This window comes from Pseudomonas mangiferae (assembly GCF_007109405.1).
Classification (GTDB): domain Bacteria; phylum Pseudomonadota; class Gammaproteobacteria; order Pseudomonadales; family Pseudomonadaceae; genus Pseudomonas_T; species Pseudomonas_T mangiferae.
This window is the reverse complement of the sequence record NZ_VJOY01000023.1, coordinates 19484-38836: the sequence shown is the minus strand read 5'-3', so window position 1 is coordinate 38836 and position 19353 is coordinate 19484. Positions and strand designations below refer to the sequence as shown.

Annotated in this window: 16 protein-coding genes and 1 riboswitch; of the genes, 8 read left to right on the top strand and 8 right to left on the bottom strand. The window is 69.0% G+C overall.

Annotated elements, in window-relative coordinates:
- Window positions 1–342 precede the first annotated feature (342 nt).
- Window positions 343–1749 (bottom strand): adenosylmethionine--8-amino-7-oxononanoate transaminase, encoded by a 1407-nt coding sequence (locus FM069_RS20220; protein ID WP_143490212.1) that lies wholly within the window; start codon window positions 1747–1749, stop codon window positions 343–345.
- A 228-nt stretch (window positions 1750–1977) separates the two neighbouring features.
- On the opposite strand from FM069_RS20220, the gene FM069_RS20215 reads away from it, so the two are divergent.
- From FM069_RS20215 to FM069_RS20205, 3 genes are all read left to right on the top strand, one after another.
- The gene (locus FM069_RS20215) at window positions 1978–3354 is read left to right on the top strand and encodes a flavin monoamine oxidase family protein (RefSeq protein ID WP_233282091.1); all 1377 of its coding nucleotides are present in this window, start codon (window positions 1978–1980) and stop codon (window positions 3352–3354) included.
- A 189-nt stretch (window positions 3355–3543) separates the two neighbouring features.
- The gene (locus FM069_RS20210; protein WP_143490210.1) at window positions 3544–4101 is read left to right on the top strand and encodes a cytochrome b; all 558 of its coding nucleotides are present in this window, start codon (window positions 3544–3546) and stop codon (window positions 4099–4101) included.
- A 68-nt stretch (window positions 4102–4169) separates the two neighbouring features.
- Entirely contained in the window at window positions 4170–4742 is a 573-nt protein-coding gene (locus tag FM069_RS20205) for a YceI family protein (protein ID WP_143490209.1), read from the top strand.
- An 82-nt stretch (window positions 4743–4824) separates the two neighbouring features.
- Here FM069_RS20205 and FM069_RS20200 read toward each other — a convergent pair whose 3' ends face one another.
- The 3 genes from FM069_RS20200 to ahcY form a co-directional block, all read right to left on the bottom strand.
- Window positions 4825–6645: a DEAD/DEAH box helicase gene (locus tag FM069_RS20200; RefSeq protein ID WP_143490208.1), complete on the bottom strand. Its 1821-nt coding sequence runs from the start codon at window positions 6643–6645 to the stop codon at window positions 4825–4827.
- 263 nt (window positions 6646–6908) lie between these two features.
- Window positions 6909–7757, bottom strand: coding sequence for a methylenetetrahydrofolate reductase [NAD(P)H] (gene metF / locus FM069_RS20195; RefSeq protein WP_143490207.1), 849 nt, complete (start codon window positions 7755–7757; stop codon window positions 6909–6911).
- A gap of 100 nt (window positions 7758–7857) precedes the next feature.
- Entirely contained in the window at window positions 7858–9267 is a 1410-nt protein-coding gene (gene ahcY, locus FM069_RS20190; protein WP_143490206.1) for an adenosylhomocysteinase, read from the bottom strand.
- A gap of 23 nt (window positions 9268–9290) precedes the next feature.
- Window positions 9291–9406, bottom strand: a riboswitch (S-adenosyl-L-homocysteine riboswitch).
- A 147-nt stretch (window positions 9407–9553) separates the two neighbouring features.
- Between ahcY and FM069_RS20185 the strand changes: the two genes are divergently transcribed.
- The 3 genes from FM069_RS20185 (at window position 9554) to FM069_RS20175 (ending at window position 11019) form a co-directional block, all read left to right on the top strand.
- The gene (locus FM069_RS20185) at window positions 9554–9943 is read left to right on the top strand and encodes an acyl-CoA thioesterase (protein WP_143490205.1); all 390 of its coding nucleotides are present in this window, start codon (window positions 9554–9556) and stop codon (window positions 9941–9943) included.
- 85 nt (window positions 9944–10028) lie between these two features.
- Window positions 10029–10466 (top strand): hypothetical protein, encoded by a 438-nt coding sequence (locus FM069_RS20180; RefSeq protein ID WP_143490204.1) that lies wholly within the window; start codon window positions 10029–10031, stop codon window positions 10464–10466.
- A 109-nt stretch (window positions 10467–10575) separates the two neighbouring features.
- Window positions 10576–11019, top strand: a complete 444-nt coding sequence (locus tag FM069_RS20175) for a c-type cytochrome (protein ID WP_143490203.1) — start codon at window positions 10576–10578, stop codon at window positions 11017–11019.
- Here FM069_RS20175 and ligB read toward each other — a convergent pair.
- The 4 genes from ligB to FM069_RS20155 form a co-directional block, all read right to left on the bottom strand.
- A complete protein-coding gene (ligB, locus tag FM069_RS20170; RefSeq protein WP_143490202.1) occupies window positions 11013–12701 on the bottom strand; it encodes an NAD-dependent DNA ligase LigB in 1689 nt (562 codons plus the stop codon). The genes FM069_RS20175 and ligB overlap by 7 nt on opposite strands.
- A 109-nt stretch (window positions 12702–12810) precedes the next feature.
- The gene (gene metK / locus FM069_RS20165) at window positions 12811–14001 is read right to left on the bottom strand and encodes a methionine adenosyltransferase (protein WP_143490201.1); all 1191 of its coding nucleotides are present in this window, start codon (window positions 13999–14001) and stop codon (window positions 12811–12813) included.
- 13 nt (window positions 14002–14014) lie between these two features.
- Complete coding sequence (locus FM069_RS20160; protein WP_143490200.1) at window positions 14015–15010, bottom strand: ArsR/SmtB family transcription factor; 996 nt, start codon at window positions 15008–15010, stop codon at window positions 14015–14017.
- Between the two features lie 46 nt (window positions 15011–15056).
- On the bottom strand, window positions 15057–15956 hold the full coding sequence (locus FM069_RS20155; RefSeq protein WP_143490199.1) for a LysR family transcriptional regulator: 900 nt from the start codon (window positions 15954–15956) through the stop codon (window positions 15057–15059).
- A 110-nt stretch (window positions 15957–16066) separates the two neighbouring features.
- Between FM069_RS20155 and FM069_RS20150 the strand changes: the two genes are divergently transcribed.
- Complete coding sequence (locus tag FM069_RS20150) at window positions 16067–17203, top strand: TDT family transporter (RefSeq protein WP_143490198.1); 1137 nt, start codon at window positions 16067–16069, stop codon at window positions 17201–17203.
- 139 nt (window positions 17204–17342) lie between these two features.
- Complete coding sequence (gene tkt / locus FM069_RS20145) at window positions 17343–19340, top strand: transketolase (protein ID WP_143490197.1); 1998 nt, start codon at window positions 17343–17345, stop codon at window positions 19338–19340.
- Window positions 19341–19353: the final 13 nt, after the last annotated feature.

Here is a 19353-nt window from a genome sequence, read left to right as displayed (position 1 = left end):
CGTGGGGGATGGGGCGGGTCGGTGATCAGGGCGGTGGAGGCAGGTGGTGTCTTATCCCTGGCCTCGGAGTGGCGGTTTGGTGGATGAGGACGGCGTCATCCACCCTACGGGACTGGGGGGGGATGGAGTGGTCGGCCAGGAGGTGGGGGGGCAGGCGGTGTCATCCCGGCTTTGGAGTGGCGGTTTGGTGGATGAGACGGTGGCATCCACCCTACGGGCCATTTAGGCAGCGTCTCCGGCGGATGAGGGGCGATCATCCTCAGGGGCCCGGGTAGGGTGGATGACGCTTCACCCATCCACCAGTGGACCGCACATGAAGGGCAACGGGCTCCTCCCGCTATTTCAACCCGGGTCGCGGTGGTTGGGGTGGAGGTCGAGGCCGCTGGCCACCTGTACGCGGTCGCGGGTGGCCAGATCAATGCCTTCGGTGGCGACCTCGGCGAGGAAGTCGATCTGCTCCGGGGTGATGACATAGGGCGGCAGGAAATACACCACGTTGCCCAGGGGCCGCAGCAGCGCACCGCGGGACAGGGCGTGCTGGTACACGGCGAGGCCGCGGCGTTCCTGCCAGGGGTAGGGCACCTTGCCGGCCTTGTCGGCGACCATCTCGATGGCCAGGGCCATGCCGGTCTGGCGCACCTCGGCCACGTGGGGATGGTCGGCCAGGTGAGCGCAGGCCTGGGCCATGCGGGCCGACAGCGCCCGGTTGGCCTCGATCACCCGGTCCTGCTCGAAGATGTCCAGGGTGGCCAGGGCGGCCGCGCAGGCCAGGGGGTTGCCGGTGTAGGTGTGGGAGTGCAGGAAGGCCCGCAGGGTGGCGTAGTCGTCGTAGAAGGCGGCGTACACGGTGTCGGTGGTGAGCACCGCGGCCATGGGCAGGTAGCCGCCGGTGAGGGCCTTGGACAGCACCAGGAAGTCCGGGGTGATGCCGGCCTGCTCGCAGGCGAACATCGTCCCGGTGCGGCCGAAGCCCACGGCGATCTCGTCGTGGATCAGGTGCACGCCGTAGCGGTCGCAGGCGTCCCGCAGCAGCTGCAGGTACACCGGGTGGTACATGCGCATGCCGCCGGCGCCCTGGATCAGCGGCTCGACGATCACCGCCGAGACCTCCCGGTGGTGCTCGGCGAGGGTGCGCTCCATGTGGGCGAACATCTGCCGCGAGTGGGTTTCCCAGTCCATGCCCTCCGGGCGCAGGTAGCAGTCCGGGCTGGGCACCTTGAGGCTGTCCAGCAGCAGCGCCTTGTAGGTCTCGGTGAACAGCGCCACGTCCCCCACCGACATGGCCGCCACCGTCTCGCCGTGGTAGCTGTTGCTCAGGGTGACGAAGCGCCGCTTGCCCGGCTGGCCGACGTTGATCCAGTAGTGGTGGCTCATCTTCAGCGCCACCTCGATGCCCGAGGACCCGTTGTCCGCGTAGAACACCCGGGACAGGCCCGGCGGGGTGATCGCCACCAGGCGCTCGGACAACTCCACCACCGGCGGATGGGTGAAGCCGGCCAGCATCACGTGTTCCAGTTCGTCCAGCTGCGACTTGATGCGGTCGCCGATGCGCGGGTTGGCGTGGCCGAAGACGTTGACCCACCAGGAACTGACGGCGTCCAGGTAGCGCTTGCCGTCGAAGTCCTCCAGCCAGACCCCTTCGCCGCGACGAATCGGCACCACCGGCAGTCGCTCGTGGTCCTTCATCTGGGTGCAGGGGTGCCACAGCACGGCGAGGTCGCGTTGCATCCAGTCGGCGTTCAGGCTCATGGGCGTTTCCTCGTTCATCGGGCCGCGCAGCCTACCAGATCGAGTCGACGGAATACGGCTGGCCGGCCTGTGGGCGCTATCGTATCCTGCGCGCTCTTTGATAGCGGGGGAGTGGCGGCAATGTCGGCAGGCTGGGTGCGCGCGTGCGCGCTGGTGGCGATGGGACTCTTCAGCGCGCTGGCGCTGGGCAAGGACAGGCAGCCGACGGCGATCGTGATCGGAGGTGGCATGTCCGGCCTCACCGCCGCCTACGAACTCCAAGAGAAGGGCTGGCAGGTGACGCTTCTGGAGTCACGGCCGAGCATCGGCGGCCGATCCGGGCTGGCCAATACCGAGTGGATCGGCAGCCCCCGCCTACAGCCCTCGCTGCACCACTACCTGGACGAATTCAAGCTGAAGACTGTGGACGCCCCGGACTACGTGCGGACCCCGGGCTACCTGATCGACGGCCACTACTTCTCCGAGGACGACCTGCAGAAGCAGTCACCCCAGGTCGCCGAAGGCCTCAAGCGTTTCGACAAGACCCTGGACGACCTGGCCGCTTCCATCAGCGACCCGCTCAAGCCGCTGGCCAGCACCACCCTGAAGTCCCTCGACGCCATCAGCGCCAAGCGCTGGCTGGACAAGCTGGCGCTGCCGCCGGTGAGCCGCGCCCTGGTGGACCAGCGCATCCGCTCCCGCTACGACGAGCCGTCGCGCCTCTCGCTGCTCTACCTCGCTCAGCAGGCCCGGGTCTACCGCGGCCTGCCGGACGCCGACATGCGCGCCGCGCGCCTGCCGGGCGGCAGCCAGGTCCTGGCCCAGGCGTTCGCCGGCAAGCTGAAGACGGTGAAGACCGGTGCTCGCGTCTCGGCCATCGTCCAGGAGAAGGACAAGGCCACGGTCAAGGTCGGCCCCACCGGCTACAGCGCCGACTACGTGGTGCTCACCGTGCCCCTGGCGGCCCTCGACAAGATCGCCATGACCCCGGCCCTGACCCCGCTGCAGCAGCGCTCCCTGAAAGATATCAACTACGGCTGGCGCGACCAGATGCTGTTGAAGTTCAAGAAGCCGGTGTGGGGCAAGACCCGCTTGAGCGGCGAGGTCTACAGCGACCAGGGCCTGGGGATGCTGTGGGCCGAGCCGGCCCTGAAGGGCGGCGCCAACCTGCTGATCAACCTGTCGGGTGACAATGCCCGGCTGATGCAGGCCTTCGGCGACAAGCAGCTGGTGGATCAGGTGCTGATCCGCTTCGACCGCCTCTACCCCGGCGCCCGGGAGTTCTTCAATGGCTACGAGCTGCGCCGCTACGGCAAGGACCCGATGTTCGGCGGGTCCTACCTGGCCTATGGGCCTGGCGAGATCAGCCTCTACTGGCGGATGTGGGAAAAGCCCCTGGGCCGGGTGATCTTCGCCGGCGAGCACACCGATGCGCTTTACCCCGGCACCCTGGAAGGCGCCCTGCGCAGTGGTGAGCGGGCCGCCAACCAGGCCCAGACCCTGCTGGCCGGCAAGCCGGTCGAGCCGGTGGACGAGCAGGTCGCCAGCGCGACGCCGGCGCCCGCCACCCCGGCCAAGGCCGGCGAGCCGGCGGAGAAGGGTTTCTTCTCCCGCCTGTTCAACTGATCCTCCGCGCGGCGCCGGCCTTGCGCCGGCGCCGTGTGCGTCCCCGCCCCCTGGCTCCGCCCGTGCCGTCTGCCCGAGGGCACCGGGCAACCATCTGTTTGCTCGATATTTCAAAGCGAAATTTTCCGCTTTAATTCGATAGATTTGCCGTTAGGCTGTACCCCATCCTTTGGCCCGGACGGTTTTTTCATGCAATGGCGTAATTCCCCCTCCCGCTATGGCCTGGTCGCGATCCTCCTGCACTGGGGCGTGGCGCTGGTGTTCTTCGGCATGTTCGCCCTCGGCCTGTGGATGGTCGGCCAGGACTACTACAGCCCCTGGTACCGCACCGCCCCCGAGTTGCACAAGAGCATCGGGCTGGTGCTGCTGGTTGTGATGGTCGGCCGCCTGGTCTGGCGTTTCGTCAGCCCGCCGCCCCCGGCCCTGGTCCACAGCCGGCCGACCCGGCTGGCGGTGAAGGCGGGCCACGCGCTGCTATACCTCGGGCTGTTCGCCCTGCTGGTCTCCGGTTACCTGATTTCCACCGCCGACGGCCGTGGCATCGCCGTGTTCGGCCTGTTCGAGGTGCCGGCCACCGTCACTGGCCTGCCGCACCAGGAAGACGTGGCGGGCAAGATTCACCTGTACCTGGCCTGGACCCTGGTGGTGCTGTCCGCGATCCATGCCCTGGCCGCCCTTAAGCATCATTTCGTCGACCGCGACGCCACCCTGGTGCGGATGTTCGGCCGTACCGGACGGCGAGCCTAAAGTCCGCCCCCGATCAACCGTCGTTACCTGACGACTCCCGTTTCACCATCCCGTAAGGAGCTCCACCGATGTTGAAGAAAACCCTCGCCGGCCTGACCCTGGGCGTCGCCATGTTCGCCGGTCAGGCCATGGCCGCCGACTACCAGATCGACAAGGAAGGCCAGCACGCCTTCGTCACCTTCAAGATCAGCCACCTGGGCTACAGCTGGATCTACGGCACCTTCAAGGACTTCGATGGCAGCTTCAGCTTCGATGCCGCCAAGCCCGAGGCGAGCAAGGTGAAGGTCGACCTGAAGACCGCCAGCGTCGACACCAACCACGCCGAGCGCGACAAGCACCTGCGCAGCGCCGAGTACCTGAACGTCGAGAAGAACCCGACCGCGTCTTTCGAATCCACCGCGGTGAAGTCCACCGGCAAGGACACTGCCGACATTACCGGCAACCTGACCCTCAACGGCGTGACCAAGCCGGTGGTGATCAAGGCCAAGTTCCTCGGTGAGGGCAAGGACCCGTGGGGCGGCTACCGCGCCGGCTTCGAAGGCGATACCACCCTCAAGCTGGAAGACTTCGGCATGAAGGGCCCGGGCCCGGCCTCCCAAGAGCTGGAACTGATCATCTCCTTCGAGGGCGTGCGCAAGTAACGCGCTCCCGGAAAAGAAAAACGCCGGCCCAAGGGCCGGCGTTTTTCGTTCTGGCAAGGGCGGCCGCGGCCGCCCGGTGTCATCAGCGGTTGCGGGTCAGCAGCGCCGGCTTCTCGCCGCGCGGCTTGGTGTTCTGCAACTGGTCCAGCTGCTCCGCGGTGGGGTAACGCTCGCGGGATTCCTTGTGGATGATCTTCGGCTGCGGCTTGCTGCGGCCATCCTGCACGGCAGGCTCGCTGCGCTCGGCGCGGGCCGGCTCGCGACGGCTGTCCGAACGCCCCTGGCCTGCCCCGTTGGCGCGGGGGCGACCGCTGCGCGAACCGTCCCGCGCGCCGCCCTTGGCGCCTTGGCCCTGGCCCTGGCTTTGGCCCGGCTGGCGCGGCTTGCCCTGGCCCGCATTGCCGGTGCCGGCACCACCACCGCGGCGCTGACCGCGGCCGGGGTTGGCCGGTTGCGGCGGCACGTAGTCGGCGCGGTTACCGAAGTTGTCGTAGTCGTCGTCGAGGAACTCTTCCGGATCACGATCCGCCGGCGGCAGCGGTGCACGGGCATCGCGGGCCTTGGGCGTGGCCTTGGCGTCGCGCGGGCCCTTGGCAGTGTTGCGGGCGGGCTGGCGCTCGCTCTTCTGGCGTTCGCCTTCCCCGGTTTTCTTCTGCTTGGCGCGCCCTTCGCCACTCTCGCTGGCGGCACGTGGTGCGCGGGCCTGGCGTGGCGGTTGCGGCGCCCGGACCTCGGGCTTCTCCGCTTCCACGGCGCTGGCGTCGAAACCCTGGGCGTCGCCGTCGGGAATGCGCTGCTTGGTCAGGCGCTCGATGGCCTTGAGCAGCTTCTCTTCGTCCGGCGCCACCAGGGAAATGGCTTCGCCACTGCGGCCGGCCCGGCCGGTGCGGCCGATGCGGTGCACGTAGTCTTCCTCGACGTTAGGCAACTCGAAGTTGACCACATGGGGCAACTGGTCGATGTCCAGGCCGCGGGCGGCGATGTCGGTGGCCACCAGGATACGGATGGCGTTGGCCTTGAAGTCGGCCAGGGCCTTGGTCCGCGCGTTCTGGCTCTTGTTGCCGTGGATGGCGGCGGCCGGCAGGCCGTGCTTGTCCAGGTACTCGGCCAGGCGGTTGGCGCCGTGCTTGGTGCGGGTGAAGACCAGCACCTGTTCCCAGGCACCCTGGGTGATCAGGTGGGCCAGCAGGGCGCGCTTGTGGCTGGAGGGCAGGCGGAAGACCCGCTGCTCGATGCGCTCCACCGTGGTGTTCGGCGGGGTCACCTCGATCCGTTCCGGATCGTGCAGCAGCTTGTTGGCGAGGTCGGTGATGTCCTTGGAGAAGGTGGCGGAGAACAGCAGGTTCTGCCGCTGGGCCGGCAGCTTCGCCAGGACCTTCTTCACGTCGTGGATGAAGCCCATGTCGAGCATCCGGTCGGCTTCGTCGAGGACCAGGATTTCCACGTGGGACAGGTCGATGGCCTTCTGGTTGGCCAGGTCGAGCAGGCGGCCGGGGCAGGCCACCAGCACGTCGACACCCTTGGCCAGGGCCTGGACCTGCGGGTTCATGCCGACGCCGCCGAAGATGCAGGCGCTGACCAGGGGCAGGTCGCGGGCATACAGGCGGAAGCTGTCATGGACCTGGGCGGCCAGTTCGCGGGTCGGTGTCAGCACCAGCACCCGGGGCTGGCGCGGGCCGTGGCGGCGCGACTTGTCCGGGTGGCCGCCCGGGAAGAGGATTTCGAGAACCGGAAGGGCGAAACCGCCGGTCTTGCCCGTGCCCGTCTGGGCGGCGACCATCAGATCGCGACCTTGCAACACGGCGGGAATCGCCCGCTGTTGCACTGGAGTGGGCTGGGTGTAGCCGGCGGCCTCGACGGCGCGGGCTAAAGCCTCGGAGAGACCGAGGGAAGCAAAGGACATGAGAGATCCTGTCTAGTGGGGGCTGGGCCCGATGGAATCAGCCTGGCTTGAATCGCCGGTGGACGAGCGCTCCGCGCAGGAGGCTCGTCAGGAGGGGATCCCGTCCGGTCCCGCTGGGCCGAGAGAGGCCGAGCGTCCGGGCGTAAGCCTGGCGGGAGCGCCGAGTATAACAGAGGCGGGCGGTCGCACCGCTACCCCCGTTCGACGGTTGCCCGAAGCGGCATCGGCGGGCGCCCGGCAGGTCGCCGGGGCCCGCGCGAGGGTCAGCGCGACAGGCCGAGGTTGTCGCACAGGGCCAGGCTCGGCTCGGCCTGGTTCAGGGTATAGAAGTGCAGCCCCGGCGCGCCGCCTGCCAGCAGGCGCTCGCAGAGCTGCGTCATCACCTGCTCGCCGAAGGCGAGGATGCTGGCCGTGTCGTCGCCGTAGGACTCCAGCTGCTTGCGTATCCAGCGCGGGATTTCCGTGCCGCAGGCATCGGAGAAGCGCGCCAGCTTGCTGTAGTTGGTGATGGGCATGATCCCGGGGATGATCGGGATCTCGACCCCCTGTGCCCGAACCCGCTCGACGAAATAGAAGTAGCTGTCGGCGTTGAAGAAGTACTGGGTGATGGCGCTGCTGGCGCCGGCCCGGGCCTTGCGCACGAAGTTCGCCAGGTCGACGTCGAAGTTGCGGGCCTGGGGATGAGTCTCCGGGTAGGCGGCCACTTCGATGTGGAAATGCTCGCCGGTCTCCTGGCGGATGAACTCCACCAGTTCGTTGGCGTAGCGCAGCTCGCCGCTGGCCATGCCCATGCCCGAGGGCAGGTCGCCGCGCAGGGCGACGATGCGGCGGATGCCCGCCTCGCGGTAGCGCCCCAGCAGGGTGCGCAGCTCGGCCTTGGTGTCGCCGACGCAGGACAGGTGCGGCGCGGTCTGGACCTTCACCTCGCGGTCCAGCTGCAGCACGGTTTCCAGGGTGCGGTCGCGGGTGGAGCCCCCGGCACCGTAGGTGCAGGAGAAGAAGTCGGGTTGCCGGAGCGCCAGGCGGTGCGCGTTCTCCAGCAGTTTTTCGTGGCCGGCCTCGGTCTTGGTGGGGAAGAACTCGAAGCTGATCGAGGAACGGGAAGACGTCATCACGGATTCCTTGAGCGCGGAGTCGGGTGGCCGGGGAGGGTAGGATGCCCCCCGGCCGGGCGGACGTGGTGGGCGGGCCACAGGCCCGCCCGTTCCCGTATCAGTAGCGGTAGCTGTCCGGCTTGAACGGGCCCTGGGGCTCGACGCCGATGTACTCGGCCTGGGCCGAGGTCAGCCGGGTGACGACGCCGCCGAAGCCCTTGACCATCTCCAGGGCGACTTCCTCGTCGAGCTTCTTCGGCAGGACCATGACGGTGACGTTCTGGGTCTTCTCCACCACCGGCAGGTCGGCGAACTTGCCGTTGAACAGGTGGATCTGCGCCAGCACCTGGTTGGCGAAGGAACCGTCCATGATCCGGCTGGGGTGACCGGTGGCGTTGCCCAGGTTCACCAGGCGGCCCTCGGCCAGCAGGATCAGGTAGTCCTCGTTCTGCGGGTCGAACGCGTTCTGGCCGGTGCGGTGGACCTTGTGCACCTGGGGCTTCACTTCTTCCCAGTGCCAGTGCTTGCGCATGAAGGCGGTGTCGATCTCGTTGTCGAAGTGGCCGATGTTGCAGACCACCGCGCGCTTCTTCAGCGCCTTGAGCATGCCGGCGTCGCAGACGTTGGCGTTGCCGGTGGTGGTGACGATCAGGTCGATCTTGCCCAGCAGGGCCTTGTCGACGCTGGCGTCGGTGCCATCGTTGGCGCCGTCCAGGTAGGGCGAGACCACCTCATAGCCGTCCATGCACGCCTGCATGGCGCAGATCGGGTCGATCTCGGAGACCTTGACGATCATGCCTTCCTGGCGCAGCGAGGCGGCCGAGCCCTTGCCCACGTCGCCGTAGCCGATCACCAGCGCCTGCTTGCCGGAGAGCAGGTGGTCGGTGCCGCGCTTGATGGCGTCGTTGAGGCTGTGGCGGCAGCCGTACTTGTTGTCGTTCTTGCTCTTGGTGACCGAGTCGTTGACGTTGATCGCCGGGATCTTCAGGGTGCCTTTCTTCAGCATGTCCTGCAGGCGGTGCACGCCGGTGGTGGTCTCCTCGGTGACGCCGTGGACCTTCTCCAGCACCTGCGGGTACTTGTCGTGGAGGATCTGGGTCAGGTCGCCGCCGTCGTCGAGGATCATGTTGGCGTCCCACGGCTTGCCATCCTTGAGGATGGTCTGCTCGATGCACCACTCGTATTCCGGCTCGGTCTCGCCCTTCCAGGCGAACACCGGGATGCCGGCGGCGGCGATGGCGGCGGCGGCCTGGTCCTGGGTGGAGAAGATGTTGCAGGACGACCAGCGGACCTCGGCGCCCAGGGCGATCAGGGTCTCGATCAGCACGGCGGTCTGGATGGTCATGTGGATGCAGCCGAGGATCTTCGCGCCTTTCAGCGGCTGCTCGCCGGCGTACTTACGGCGCAGGCCCATCAGCGCGGGCATTTCCGACTCGGCGATGATGATCTCGCGGCGGCCCCAGTCGGCCAGGGAAATGTCGGCGACCTTGTAGTCGTTGAAACCGGCAGGCGTCATTACAGCGCTCATCGAAGCGTTCTCCATTCGTGGTGTGCGAATGGGCGCCGTTGTGCGTTTACAGGGCCGCGATGGCCACCGTGGGGACGCGCTCCCTCCGAGCCTGACGGACGCATCGCTCGGACGGCCCGCTGCAGCGCCCCTCGGATGGGTGGCGGAAGGCGACCGGGAGGCCGCCTGGTGCAACCGCGCGAGTATAGCCCGCTCGTCGGTGCAGCCCAAGCCTTTCGTCGTCCCGGCGGCCTTCAGGGAAACCTGCGATGATGGCGGCTTTCCCGCGTTCGCGAGCCGCCGCCACATGGATTTCCACACCCGCAAGTGGGTCAAGCCCGAAGACCTCAACCCCAACGGTTCCCTGTTCGGCGGCAGCCTGCTGCGCTGGATCGACGAGGAGTCGGCCATCTACGCGATCCTGCAGCTGGACAACCCGCGGGTGGTGACCAAGTACATGTCGGAGATCAACTTCGTCAGCTCCGCGGGCCTCGGCGACATGGTGGAGCTGGGGCTGTCAGTCGCCGCCTTCGGCCGTACCTCCCTGACCCTGCGCTGCGAGGTGCGCAACCTGGTGACGCGCAAGTCGATCCTCACCGTGGAACGGATCGTCTACGTCAACCTGGACGAGCACGGCCGGCCGACGCCCCACGGCAAGCAGGGCCGCGCGGGCGAAGGCGAGGGCGACGATGCCTGACGTCGCCGCGGACGAACTCCCGTTCCACCCCGCGGGTCAACAGCCATGGCCGCCATACCGGCGGCGACGGTCGCGGAGGTTGAACATGTTCAGCATATTGCGCGCCGGTGCGCTCGCCCTGATGGGCGCGTGCAGCCTTCCGGCTTTCGCCGAGTCCTGTTACGTCAGCACCGAGCCGGCCATGGCCGGACCCAGCGGTGCCCATACGCAAACCTGCTACGAATTCCAGGGCACGCCCGAGGGGGCGATGGACTGGTCGTGCAACGACACCACCAAGGATGTGCAGAAGACCCACCGGGAGAAGCGCGCCAGCTGCCCGTCCGGGCACTTCGGCCGCTGCGTGTCCGCCCTGACCCAGGAAACCCTGGGTAACCAGGCGTCCGCCGGTCGTAAGGGCGAAGGCGTCGCCCCGCCCCAGGTAGGCCGGGACGCGCGCCTGGTCACCTACTACTACCAGGCCCAGGACAAGGCCCAGAGCAAGACCGACTGCGAAAACGCCGGGGGCCGCTGGGAAGCGCCCTGACCCTGCTCCGCGGGTGCGACAAAGCGTCGCCCGGCTTGGTATTTGCCGGGCGTCTGCGGATACTGGCGGCGCCTTGTTCCCGCGTGATGCCTGATCCATGACAACCAGAATGACCCTTCGGGTAGCCGTGCCCCTGCTGGCTGCCCTGCTCCTGTCCGCCTGTGGCGGCGTCGATCCCAACTCGCCCCTGGGCAAGCGCAAGGCGCTGTTCAAGGACATGCTCCATACCAGCGAGGACCTGGGCGGCATGCTGCGCGGGCGGGTGACGTTCGACCCGAAGCGCTTCGCCGCCAATGCGCTGAAGCTGGACCAGCTCTCGGCCCAGCCCTGGCAGTACTTCCCCGATGCCAAGGAAGACAAGAGCAGCGCCCGCGACGACGTCTGGCAGCGCCAGGCGCGCTTCAAGGCGCTGGCCGACGACCTGCAGCAGAAAACCCATGCCCTGGTGGCCGCCAGCGCCGTCCAGCCGCTCCAGCCCCAGGTCGTGGAGCCCGCGGTGAAGGCGGTGGAGGACAGCTGCGAGGCCTGCCACAAGGAATTCCGCGCCTACTGAAACCCGGCCACCCCGGCTCGCTGCAGGCGCTCCCGCAGCGCCTGCACTTCGGGGTGACGGAAGAACGCCGCCAGCCGCCGGGCCCGCACCGGTCCCACCCCTGGCCGGCGACGCCACTCCGCTTCGTCACGGGCGGCCAGGGTGCGCCAGTCCGTCGCCCGGGCATCCACACCGGGTGGCGCGCCCAGAGCGGTCAGCCACTGGGCGAAGGGCCGCCCGCGAGCGCCGGCGAAGGCTTGGGCCACCTGATGCGCGCGGCGCTCGGCGAAGCCCGGCAGGCGGGCGAGGGCCGCTTCGTCCAGGTCCAGCCAGTCCAGCAATCCCTCCAGCCGGCCACTGTCCTGCAGGGTCTTCCAGGTCTGGGCGCCGACGCCGTCCAGGCGCAGGCCGCGGGTGCCGCCCAGCCAATCCAGGCGTGCCTGGAACTGTTCGACGCAGGCCGGCGTGGCGCGCCAGCAACTGAGCGGATGGTGCGCGGCCGGGTCGGGCGCCTCCGGCAGTGGGCGTTCGGCGGCGCGCCAGACCACGCCGTCCAGGCGCGGGATGGTCAGCCCGGCCAGGCTCAGCGCCACGTGGTCGCCTGGGCGGATATCCAGGGCGCGCCAGCGCTGCAGGGAGCCGACGCCGACCCGGCGCACCTGGCGATCGTCCAGGCGTACCGGCTCCAGGTCCAGCACCGGAGTGATGCGTCCGCTTCGGCCGACAGTGAAGGTCACCGCCCGCACCGCGGCCAGGGCACGTTCGGCCGGGTATTTCCAGGCGATCGCCCAGGCCGGCGGCTCCGCTCGCCAGCGCTGCGCCGGCGGGCGCCGTCCCTGGCGGATCACCACGCCGTCCCGGGCGAACGGCAGCGCCTCGCGGTACCAGCGGGCGCGCCAGCGAACGGCGTCCTCCGCCGAGGCCAGCGGCCGGGTGAGCGCCACGGCCTCGGTGAAGCCCAGCCGCTCCAGGCCCGCCAGGCGGGCCGGCATGTCCGCCGGCCCGTTGGGCCAGTCCCAGACGAACAGGCCGATTCCCGCCAGGGTGGTGTCGTCGGGATTCCGCTGCGCCAGCGCGCCAGCGACCTTCGCCCGGGCGCCGGCCCCGCCGACCTCGGCCTGGACATGCTCCGGCAGACGCCAGTACAGCTCGCCCTGGAGGATCAGCGGCTTGCGGGACGGCAGCTGCGGCGGAATCGCCGGAAGGCGTCGTGCGGTCGCTGTCCAGTCCTGGCCCTGGGCGCCGTCGCCACGGCTGATGGCCTGGGCCAGGCGGCCGTCGCGGTAGACCAGGGTCACCGCGACGCCGTCCACCTTCGGCTGTATCCAGAGGTCGTCCCGGCTGGCCATCCAGGCGCGCACCGCCGCCTCGTCGCGCAGCTTGGCCAGGCCGGTCTGGGCCACCGGGTGGCGTCGTTCGCCGGCCGCCGTGGCCAGGGGCGCCGGCTCGGGCGCGGCGAGGTCGGGGAAGCAGGTGCTCCAGAGGGTGCGGGTGGCGCGGGCCTGGTCATAGAGGGCGTCGTCCACCGGGCTGGCGCCCTGGCGGTGGTAGGAGTCGTCCCACTCGGCCAGGCGCCGGTCGAGGGCGCGCAGCTCGCCTGAGGCGCGGGCGGGTGGCCAGTCGGGACAGTTGGCGGGAGCGGCGGACAGCGGGGCGCAGGCGAAGGCGAAGGCGAGCAACGCCGAAGTGATCCAGCGGGTCATCGTGAGCATCCTTGCTCGAACGGAGGAAGCCGCAGTCTAGACCAGGGCGGGGTGCCGCGCGTCCATGAAAAAGCCCCGCCGGGGCGGGGCTCGGGTCACGCGCGGCGGGTCAGAGACCGGCGTCGGCGCGCAAGGCGTCGGCCTTGTCGGTGCGTTCCCAAGTGAAGCTGGTGAAGGTGTCATCGCCCACGGTGATCTCCTGCGGGGCGCGCCCGAAGTGACCGTAGGCCGCGGTGGCCTGGTACATCGGGTGCAGCAGGTCGAGCATCGTGGTGATGGCGTAAGGGCGCAGGTCGAAGTGCTGGCGGACCAGGGCGATGATCTTGTCGTCGGCGATCTTGCCAGTGCCGAAGGTGTTCAGCGAGATGGACGTGGGCTGGGCCACGCCGATGGCGTAGGAGACCTGGATCTCGCAGCGCTCGGCGAGGCCAGCGGCGACGATGTTCTTCGCCACGTAGCGACCGGCGTAGGCCGCGGAACGGTCCACCTTGGACGGGTCCTTGCCGGAGAACGCGCCGCCGCCGTGGCGGGCCATGCCGCCGTAGGAGTCGACGATGATCTTGCGCCCGGTCAGGCCGCAGTCGCCCACCGGGCCGCCGATCACGAAGTTGCCGGTCGGGTTGATGTGGAACTGGGTGTCCTTGTGCAGCAGCTCGGCCGGCAGGGTGTGCTTGATGATCAGCTCCATCACCGCCTCGCGCAGGTCGGCCAGGCTGACCTCCGGGTTGTGCTGGGTGGACAGCACCACGGCGTCGATGCCCACCACCTTGCCGCCGTCGTAGCGACAGGTGACCTGGGACTTGGCGTCCGGGCGCAGCCACGGCAGCAGGCCGGACTTGCGGGCCTCGGCCTGGCGCTCCACCAGGGCGTGGGAGAAGCGGATCGGCGCCGGCATCAGCACGTCGGTCTCGTTGCTGGCGTAGCCGAACATCAGGCCCTGGTCGCCGGCACCCTGGTCCTCGGGCTTGGCCCGGTCGACGCCCTGGGCGATGTCCACCGACTGCTTGCCGATGATGTTGATGATGCCGCAGGTGGCGCCGTCGAAGCCGACTTCCGAACTGTCATAGCCGATGTCGAGGATGACCTTGCGCACCAGCTCCTCCAGGTCGACCCACGCGCTGGTGGTGACTTCGCCGGCCACCACCGCCACGCCGGTCTTCACCAGGGTCTCGCAGGCCACGCGGGCGTGCTTGTCCTGGGTGATGATGGCGTCGAGCACGGCATCGGAGATCTGGTCGGCAATCTTGTCCGGATGGCCTTCGGACACGGACTCGGAGGTAAACAGGGAGTATTCGCTCATTTCAGGATCCTATTCATACCTGGGTTTGCTTCGCATCCGGCTTGGCAAAGTGCCGTACCTGAATCTGAAAGCCGTTTCGTAAGCCAATGTAGAGGCTTTCGCCGGGCGTGAGCCCCGCGGCGCCGGCCCAGCGGGCCAGGTCCTCCTGTTCGAAGCCCAGCCAGAGATCGCCGCAGGCCTCCCTGGCCCAGCTCTGGTCGTGGCGGCACAGCTCGGTCACCAGCAGACTGCCGCCGGCCCGTACCCGCCCGGCCAGCCGGCGCAGGGCGTCGGCGGGTGCGGCGAGGTGATGCAACACCATGTTCAGCACCACGCAGTCGGCGTCCGCCGGGTGCTCGCCGAGGGCGTCCACCAGGAGCAGGTCGACGTTGCCCAGGGCCTGGGCCTCGCAGTGCATGCGTGCCAGCTCCAGCATGGCCGGGCTGTTCTCCAGGGCCGTGACCCGGCTGAAGCGCCGCGCCAGGTCCGGCAGGAACCCGCCGTCGCCGGGGCCGACCTCCAGCGCCGTGGCCGTGGCGGGGAAGGCCAGGGCATCCAGCAGGGCCAGCACGCTGTCGCGGTAGTGGGGCAGTCCTGCGATCAGGTCCTGCCGTGCCTGGAAACTGTCGGCGATGCGCGCGAAGAAGTCGCTGCTGGCCGCCGCCCGCTGGCGGTGCACCGCGGCGATGCGCTCGCGCACCGGCTCCGGCAGCTGCAACTCGTCCACTTCCGCCAGCAGCGCCGCGTGCAGCGCGCCGCCCAGGCGATCCGCCGAGGGCAAGGCGCGCCGGTAGAAGATCGCATTGCCCTCGCGGCGACTGGCCACCAGGCCGGCCTGGGCGAGCACCTTGAGGTGGTGGCTGACCCCTGACTGACCGATGGCGAAGATCTGTGCCAGCTCCAGTACCCCGAACGAATCGTTGGCCAGCGCCCGCAGCACGTTCAGGCGCAACGGGTCGCCCCCGGCCTTGCACAGGGCGGCCAGTTCGTCGCTGGGCTCGTAGCGGAGCTGGGGAATGCGCAGGCTCATGGGTTGCGCAGTCTAGTCGGCTACTTTTCATACAGCAATGGCTGTATCAAAAAGTTTTGATATTGCCTGGCGCGTCCAGCAGGTCCTGGAGAAAGGCGGCGGGCGCCGGGCTCAGGCTGTCGGCGGCGCGCCAGAGCACGTGCAGGTCGCGCTCGATGACCAGGTCGCGCAGGTCCAGGCGCAGCAACCGCCCCTGCGCCAGCTCCGCGTCCACGGCATGCTCCGAGAGCCAGGCGATGCCCTGCCCACCGGCCACCAGCCGCTTCAACGCCTCGCTGCTGCCGACGGACATCCGCGCCTGAACCTCCAGGCCGAGGGTGGCATAGGCCTGCTCGATGCACGCGCGGGTGCCCGAGCCCGGCTCGCGCAGGTACAGCGAGTGGGTCGCCAGGTCGGCGGCGAGCAGATTGCTGCGGCCGGCCAGGGGATGGCCCGGGCCCACTACCGGCAGCAGTGTGTCCCGGGCCAGCCGGTGGTGGGCATAGTCCGCCTGGCGGAACGGCCCCTCGACGAAGCCCAGGCTGATACGCCCGTCGTCCAGTTGTTCGGTCACCGCCCGGGTGTTGCTGACCTGCAGTTCGATCAGCACCGCGGGGTGCCGGGCATGGAAGCGCTCGACCCAGGGCGGCAGCACGTAGGCGCCGAGGGTGGCGCTGGCGCCCAGGCGCAGCTCGCCGTCGTCGAGCCCGGCGAAGGCGCGCAGCTCCCGCTCCGCGGCGCGCTCCAGGGCGAAGAGGCGCTGGGCGTGCTGGAGCAGTCGCTGGCCACCCTCGGTAAGGCGCACGCCGCGGGGCTGGCGGTCGAACAGGGCCAGCCCGACGCTGGCTTCCAATTCGCGGATTTCCCGGGTCACGGCCGGCTGGCTGATATGCAGGCGCGCTGCCCCGGCGCTGATGCCGCCGGCCTCGGCGACGGCGAGGAATACGCGAAGGTGGTGAAGGTTCATGCCTGTCCGGTATGGCTGTGATGCGAAAGATGTATTTTTACTATGGCATTCGTCTGGCTAGCCTGACCATCTTCTTGACCTGCTACGGGTCCACCCGACCGGAGTCAGCCATGCCGCGCCCGTTCACCCGCCTGCCCGAACCCTGGGCCTTCGTCCGCCACTTCACCCCCAGCTGGTTCGCCATGACCATGGGCACCGGCGTGCTCGCCCTGGTGCTGGCGAACCTGCCGGGCGGGCTGCCGGGTCAGCAGGCGCTGGCGGAAGCGCTGTGGTGGTTGGCGAGCCTGCTGTTCCTGCTGTTCGGCGGCCTGTTCGCGGCGCGCCTGCTGCTGTTCCGCGACACCCTGGCGCCGATGCTGCTGCACCCGGTGCAGTCGATGTTCCTCGGCGCCATCCCCATGGGGCTGGCGACCCTGATCGGCGGCCTGCTGCGCTTCGGCGCGCCCCGTTGGGGCGGGGCGGTCTACGAGCTCGCCCACAGCCTGTGGTGGCTGGACGCGGCCCTCGCCTGCGGCTCGGCGCTGCTGGTGCCGTACCTGATGTTCACCCGCCAGGCCCATGCCCTGGAGACGCTCACCGCGGTCTGGCTGCTGCCCATCGTCGCACCGGAGGTGGCCGCGGGCACCTCCGGTCTGCTGGCCCCGCACCTGGACGCCGGGTCGGCGCGGGCGATCCTGGCAGCCGGCTACGTGATGTGGGGGCTGTCCCTGAGCCTGGCGTTCTCCCTGGTCACCCTGGTGCTGCTGCGCCTGGCCTTGCACAAGCTGCCGGACACCGATTTCGCCGCCACCAGCTGGTTGCCCCTGGGGCCGCTGGCCACCGGCTGCCTGGGGCTGCTGCTGATGGGCCAGGGCGCGCCGGCCGCCTTCGCCGGCACGCCGCTGCAGGGCGCCGCCCAGCTGGCGCGGGACATCGGTCTGGTGGGCGGCCTGGCGCTGTGGGGCGCCGGGTTCTGGTGGCTGGCGATCGCCAGCCTGTTCACCATGCGCTACATCCGCCAGCGCATGGTCTTCAACCTCGGCTGGTGGGGGTTCACCTTTCCCCTGGGGGCATTCACCCTGGCGACCCTCGAGCTGCATCGCCTCACCGGTCTTGCCGCCTTCGCCTGGCTGGGCGGCTTCCTCGGGCTGCAGTTGGCGGCGGTCTGGACGCTGGTGATGAGCCGCACGCTGCGCGGCATCTGGCACGGCGAGCTATTCCGCGCACCCTGCCTGGCGGAGGGCGGCGCGGCCGGGGCGAGGGGCTGAACGAATCGCGGCGGCGGGCCCCTGGCGTGACCACATTCGTCTGCCATGGCGATCCCGCGACCATCTGAGATTGCTCCGGCGGGTCAGGCTGGGCGAAAATGCCGGCCTTTTCGCAAGCAGCCTTTTCAGGAGATCAGCGATGCCCAGCCGTCGTGAGCGTGCCAACGCCATCCGTGCCCTCAGCATGGATGCTGTGCAAAAAGCCAACAGCGGCCACCCGGGTGCCCCCATGGGCATGGCCGATATCGCCGAAGTCCTCTGGCGCGACTACCTCAAGCACAACCCCACCAACCCCCACTGGGCCGACCGCGACCGCTTCGTGCTGTCCAACGGCCACGGGTCGATGCTGATCTACTCGCTGCTGCACCTGACCGGCTACGACCTGTCCATCGACGACCTGAAGAACTTCCGCCAGCTCCACAGCAAGACCCCCGGCCACCCGGAACTGGGCTACACCCCGGGCGTCGAGACCACCACCGGTCCCCTGGGCCAGGGCATCGCCAACGCCGTGGGCATGGCGGTGGCGGAAAAGATCATGGCCGCCCAGTTCAACCGCGACGGCCACCGCATCGTCGACCACTACACCTACGCGTTCCTCGGCGATGGCTGCATGATGGAAGGCATTTCCCATGAGGTGTGCTCCCTGGCCGGCACCCTGGGCCTGGGCAAGCTGATCGCCTTCTACGACGACAACGGCATTTCCATCGACGGTGAGGTGCACGGCTGGTTCACCGACGACACGCCCAAGCGCTTCGAGGCCTATGGCTGGCAGGTGATCCGCAACGTCAACGGGCATGACGCGGAAGAAATCCAGACCGCCATCGAGACCGCCCGCAAGAGCGAGCAGCCGACCCTGATCTGCTGCAAGACCATCATCGGCTTCGGTTCGCCCAACAAGCAGGGCAAGGAAGAAAGCCACGGCGCCGCCCTGGGCAACGACGAGATCGCCCTGACCCGCGCTGCCCTCAACTGGAACCACGCGCCGTTCGAAGTGCCCGCCGAGATCTACGCCGAGTGGGACGCCAAGGACGCCGGCAAGGCCGCCGAGGCCGAGTGGAACCAGCGCTTCGCCGACTACTCCGCCGCCTACCCGGAGCTGGCCAACGAGTTCGTCCGGCGCATGGCCGGCGAGCTGCCGGCGGACTTCTCCGAGCAGGCCTCCGCCTTCATCCGCGCCGTGGCCGAGAAAGGCGAGACCATCGCCAGCCGCAAGGCCAGCCAGAACTGCCTGAACGCCTTCGGCCCGCTGCTGCCGGAACTGCTGGGCGGCTCCGCCGACCTGGCCGGTTCCAACCTGACCCTGTGGAAAGGCTGCAAGCCGGTGGTACAGGAAGACGCCTCGGGCAACTACATGTACTACGGCGTCCGCGAGTTCGGCATGAGCGCCATGATGAACGGCATCGCCCTGCACGGCGGCCTGATCCCCTACGGCGCCACCTTCCTGATGTTCATGGAGTACGCGCGCAACGCGGTGCGCATGTCGGCGCTGATGAAGCAGCGGGTGCTCTACGTGTTCACCCATGACTCCATCGGCCTCGGCGAGGACGGCCCGACCCACCAGCCGGTGGAACAGTTGGCCAGCCTGCGCCTCACCCCGAACCTCGACACCTGGCGCCCGGCCGACGCGGTGGAAGCCGCGGTGGCCTGGAAACACGCCATCGAGCGCAAGGACGGCCCCAGCGCGCTGATCTTCTCCCGGCAGAACCTGCCCCATAACCTGCGCGACCACGAGACCGAGGCGGCCATCGCCCGCGGCGGCTACGTGCTGAAGAACTGCGCCGGCGAGCCCGAGCTGATCTTCATTTCCACCGGTTCTGAAGTGGGCCTGGCCATCGCTGCCGCCGACGCGCTGACGGCTCGTGGGCGCCGTGTGCGGGTGGTGTCGATGCCGTCCACCAGCGTGTTCGATGCCCAGGATGCCGCCTACCGGCAGTCGGTACTGCCGGTGGAAGTCGGTGCGCGGATCGCCATCGAGGCCGGCCACGCCGACTACTGGTACAAGTACGTGGGCCTCGACGGCCGGGTGATCGGCATGACCGGCTACGGCGAGTCGGCCCCCGCGGGCGCGCTGTTCGAGCACTTCGGCTTCACCGTCGAGAACGTGCTGGCGACCGCCGACGAACTGCTCGAAGACTGATGCACGACGGCGG

What these genes read in the sequence shown, in the direction of transcription:
- metK (WP_143490201.1), bottom strand. Translation starts at nt 14,001, where the DNA reads ATGAGCGAATACTCCCTGTTTACCTCCGAGTCCGTGTCCGAAGGCCAT.
- FM069_RS20220 (WP_143490212.1), bottom strand. Translation starts at nt 1,749, where the DNA reads ATGAGCCTGAACGCCGACTGGATGCAACGCGACCTCGCCGTGCTGTGG.
- FM069_RS20200 (WP_143490208.1), bottom strand. Translation starts at nt 6,645, where the DNA reads ATGTCCTTTGCTTCCCTCGGTCTCTCCGAGGCTTTAGCCCGCGCCGTC.
- FM069_RS20175 (WP_143490203.1), top strand. Translation starts at nt 10,576, where the DNA reads ATGACCCTTCGGGTAGCCGTGCCCCTGCTGGCTGCCCTGCTCCTGTCC.
- FM069_RS20210 (WP_143490210.1), top strand. Translation starts at nt 3,544, where the DNA reads ATGCAATGGCGTAATTCCCCCTCCCGCTATGGCCTGGTCGCGATCCTC.
- metF (WP_143490207.1), bottom strand. Translation starts at nt 7,757, where the DNA reads ATGACGTCTTCCCGTTCCTCGATCAGCTTCGAGTTCTTCCCCACCAAG.
- tkt (WP_143490197.1), top strand. Translation starts at nt 17,343, where the DNA reads ATGCCCAGCCGTCGTGAGCGTGCCAACGCCATCCGTGCCCTCAGCATG.
- FM069_RS20205 (WP_143490209.1), top strand. Translation starts at nt 4,170, where the DNA reads ATGTTGAAGAAAACCCTCGCCGGCCTGACCCTGGGCGTCGCCATGTTC.
- FM069_RS20185 (WP_143490205.1), top strand. Translation starts at nt 9,554, where the DNA reads ATGGATTTCCACACCCGCAAGTGGGTCAAGCCCGAAGACCTCAACCCC.
- FM069_RS20160 (WP_143490200.1), bottom strand. Translation starts at nt 15,010, where the DNA reads ATGAGCCTGCGCATTCCCCAGCTCCGCTACGAGCCCAGCGACGAACTG.
- ligB (WP_143490202.1), bottom strand. Translation starts at nt 12,701, where the DNA reads ATGACCCGCTGGATCACTTCGGCGTTGCTCGCCTTCGCCTTCGCCTGC.
- FM069_RS20215 (WP_233282091.1), top strand. Translation starts at nt 1,978, where the DNA reads ATGTCCGGCCTCACCGCCGCCTACGAACTCCAAGAGAAGGGCTGGCAG.
- FM069_RS20155 (WP_143490199.1), bottom strand. Translation starts at nt 15,956, where the DNA reads ATGAACCTTCACCACCTTCGCGTATTCCTCGCCGTCGCCGAGGCCGGC.
- ahcY (WP_143490206.1), bottom strand. Translation starts at nt 9,267, where the DNA reads ATGAGCGCTGTAATGACGCCTGCCGGTTTCAACGACTACAAGGTCGCC.
- FM069_RS20180 (WP_143490204.1), top strand. Translation starts at nt 10,029, where the DNA reads ATGTTCAGCATATTGCGCGCCGGTGCGCTCGCCCTGATGGGCGCGTGC.
- FM069_RS20150 (WP_143490198.1), top strand. Translation starts at nt 16,067, where the DNA reads ATGCCGCGCCCGTTCACCCGCCTGCCCGAACCCTGGGCCTTCGTCCGC.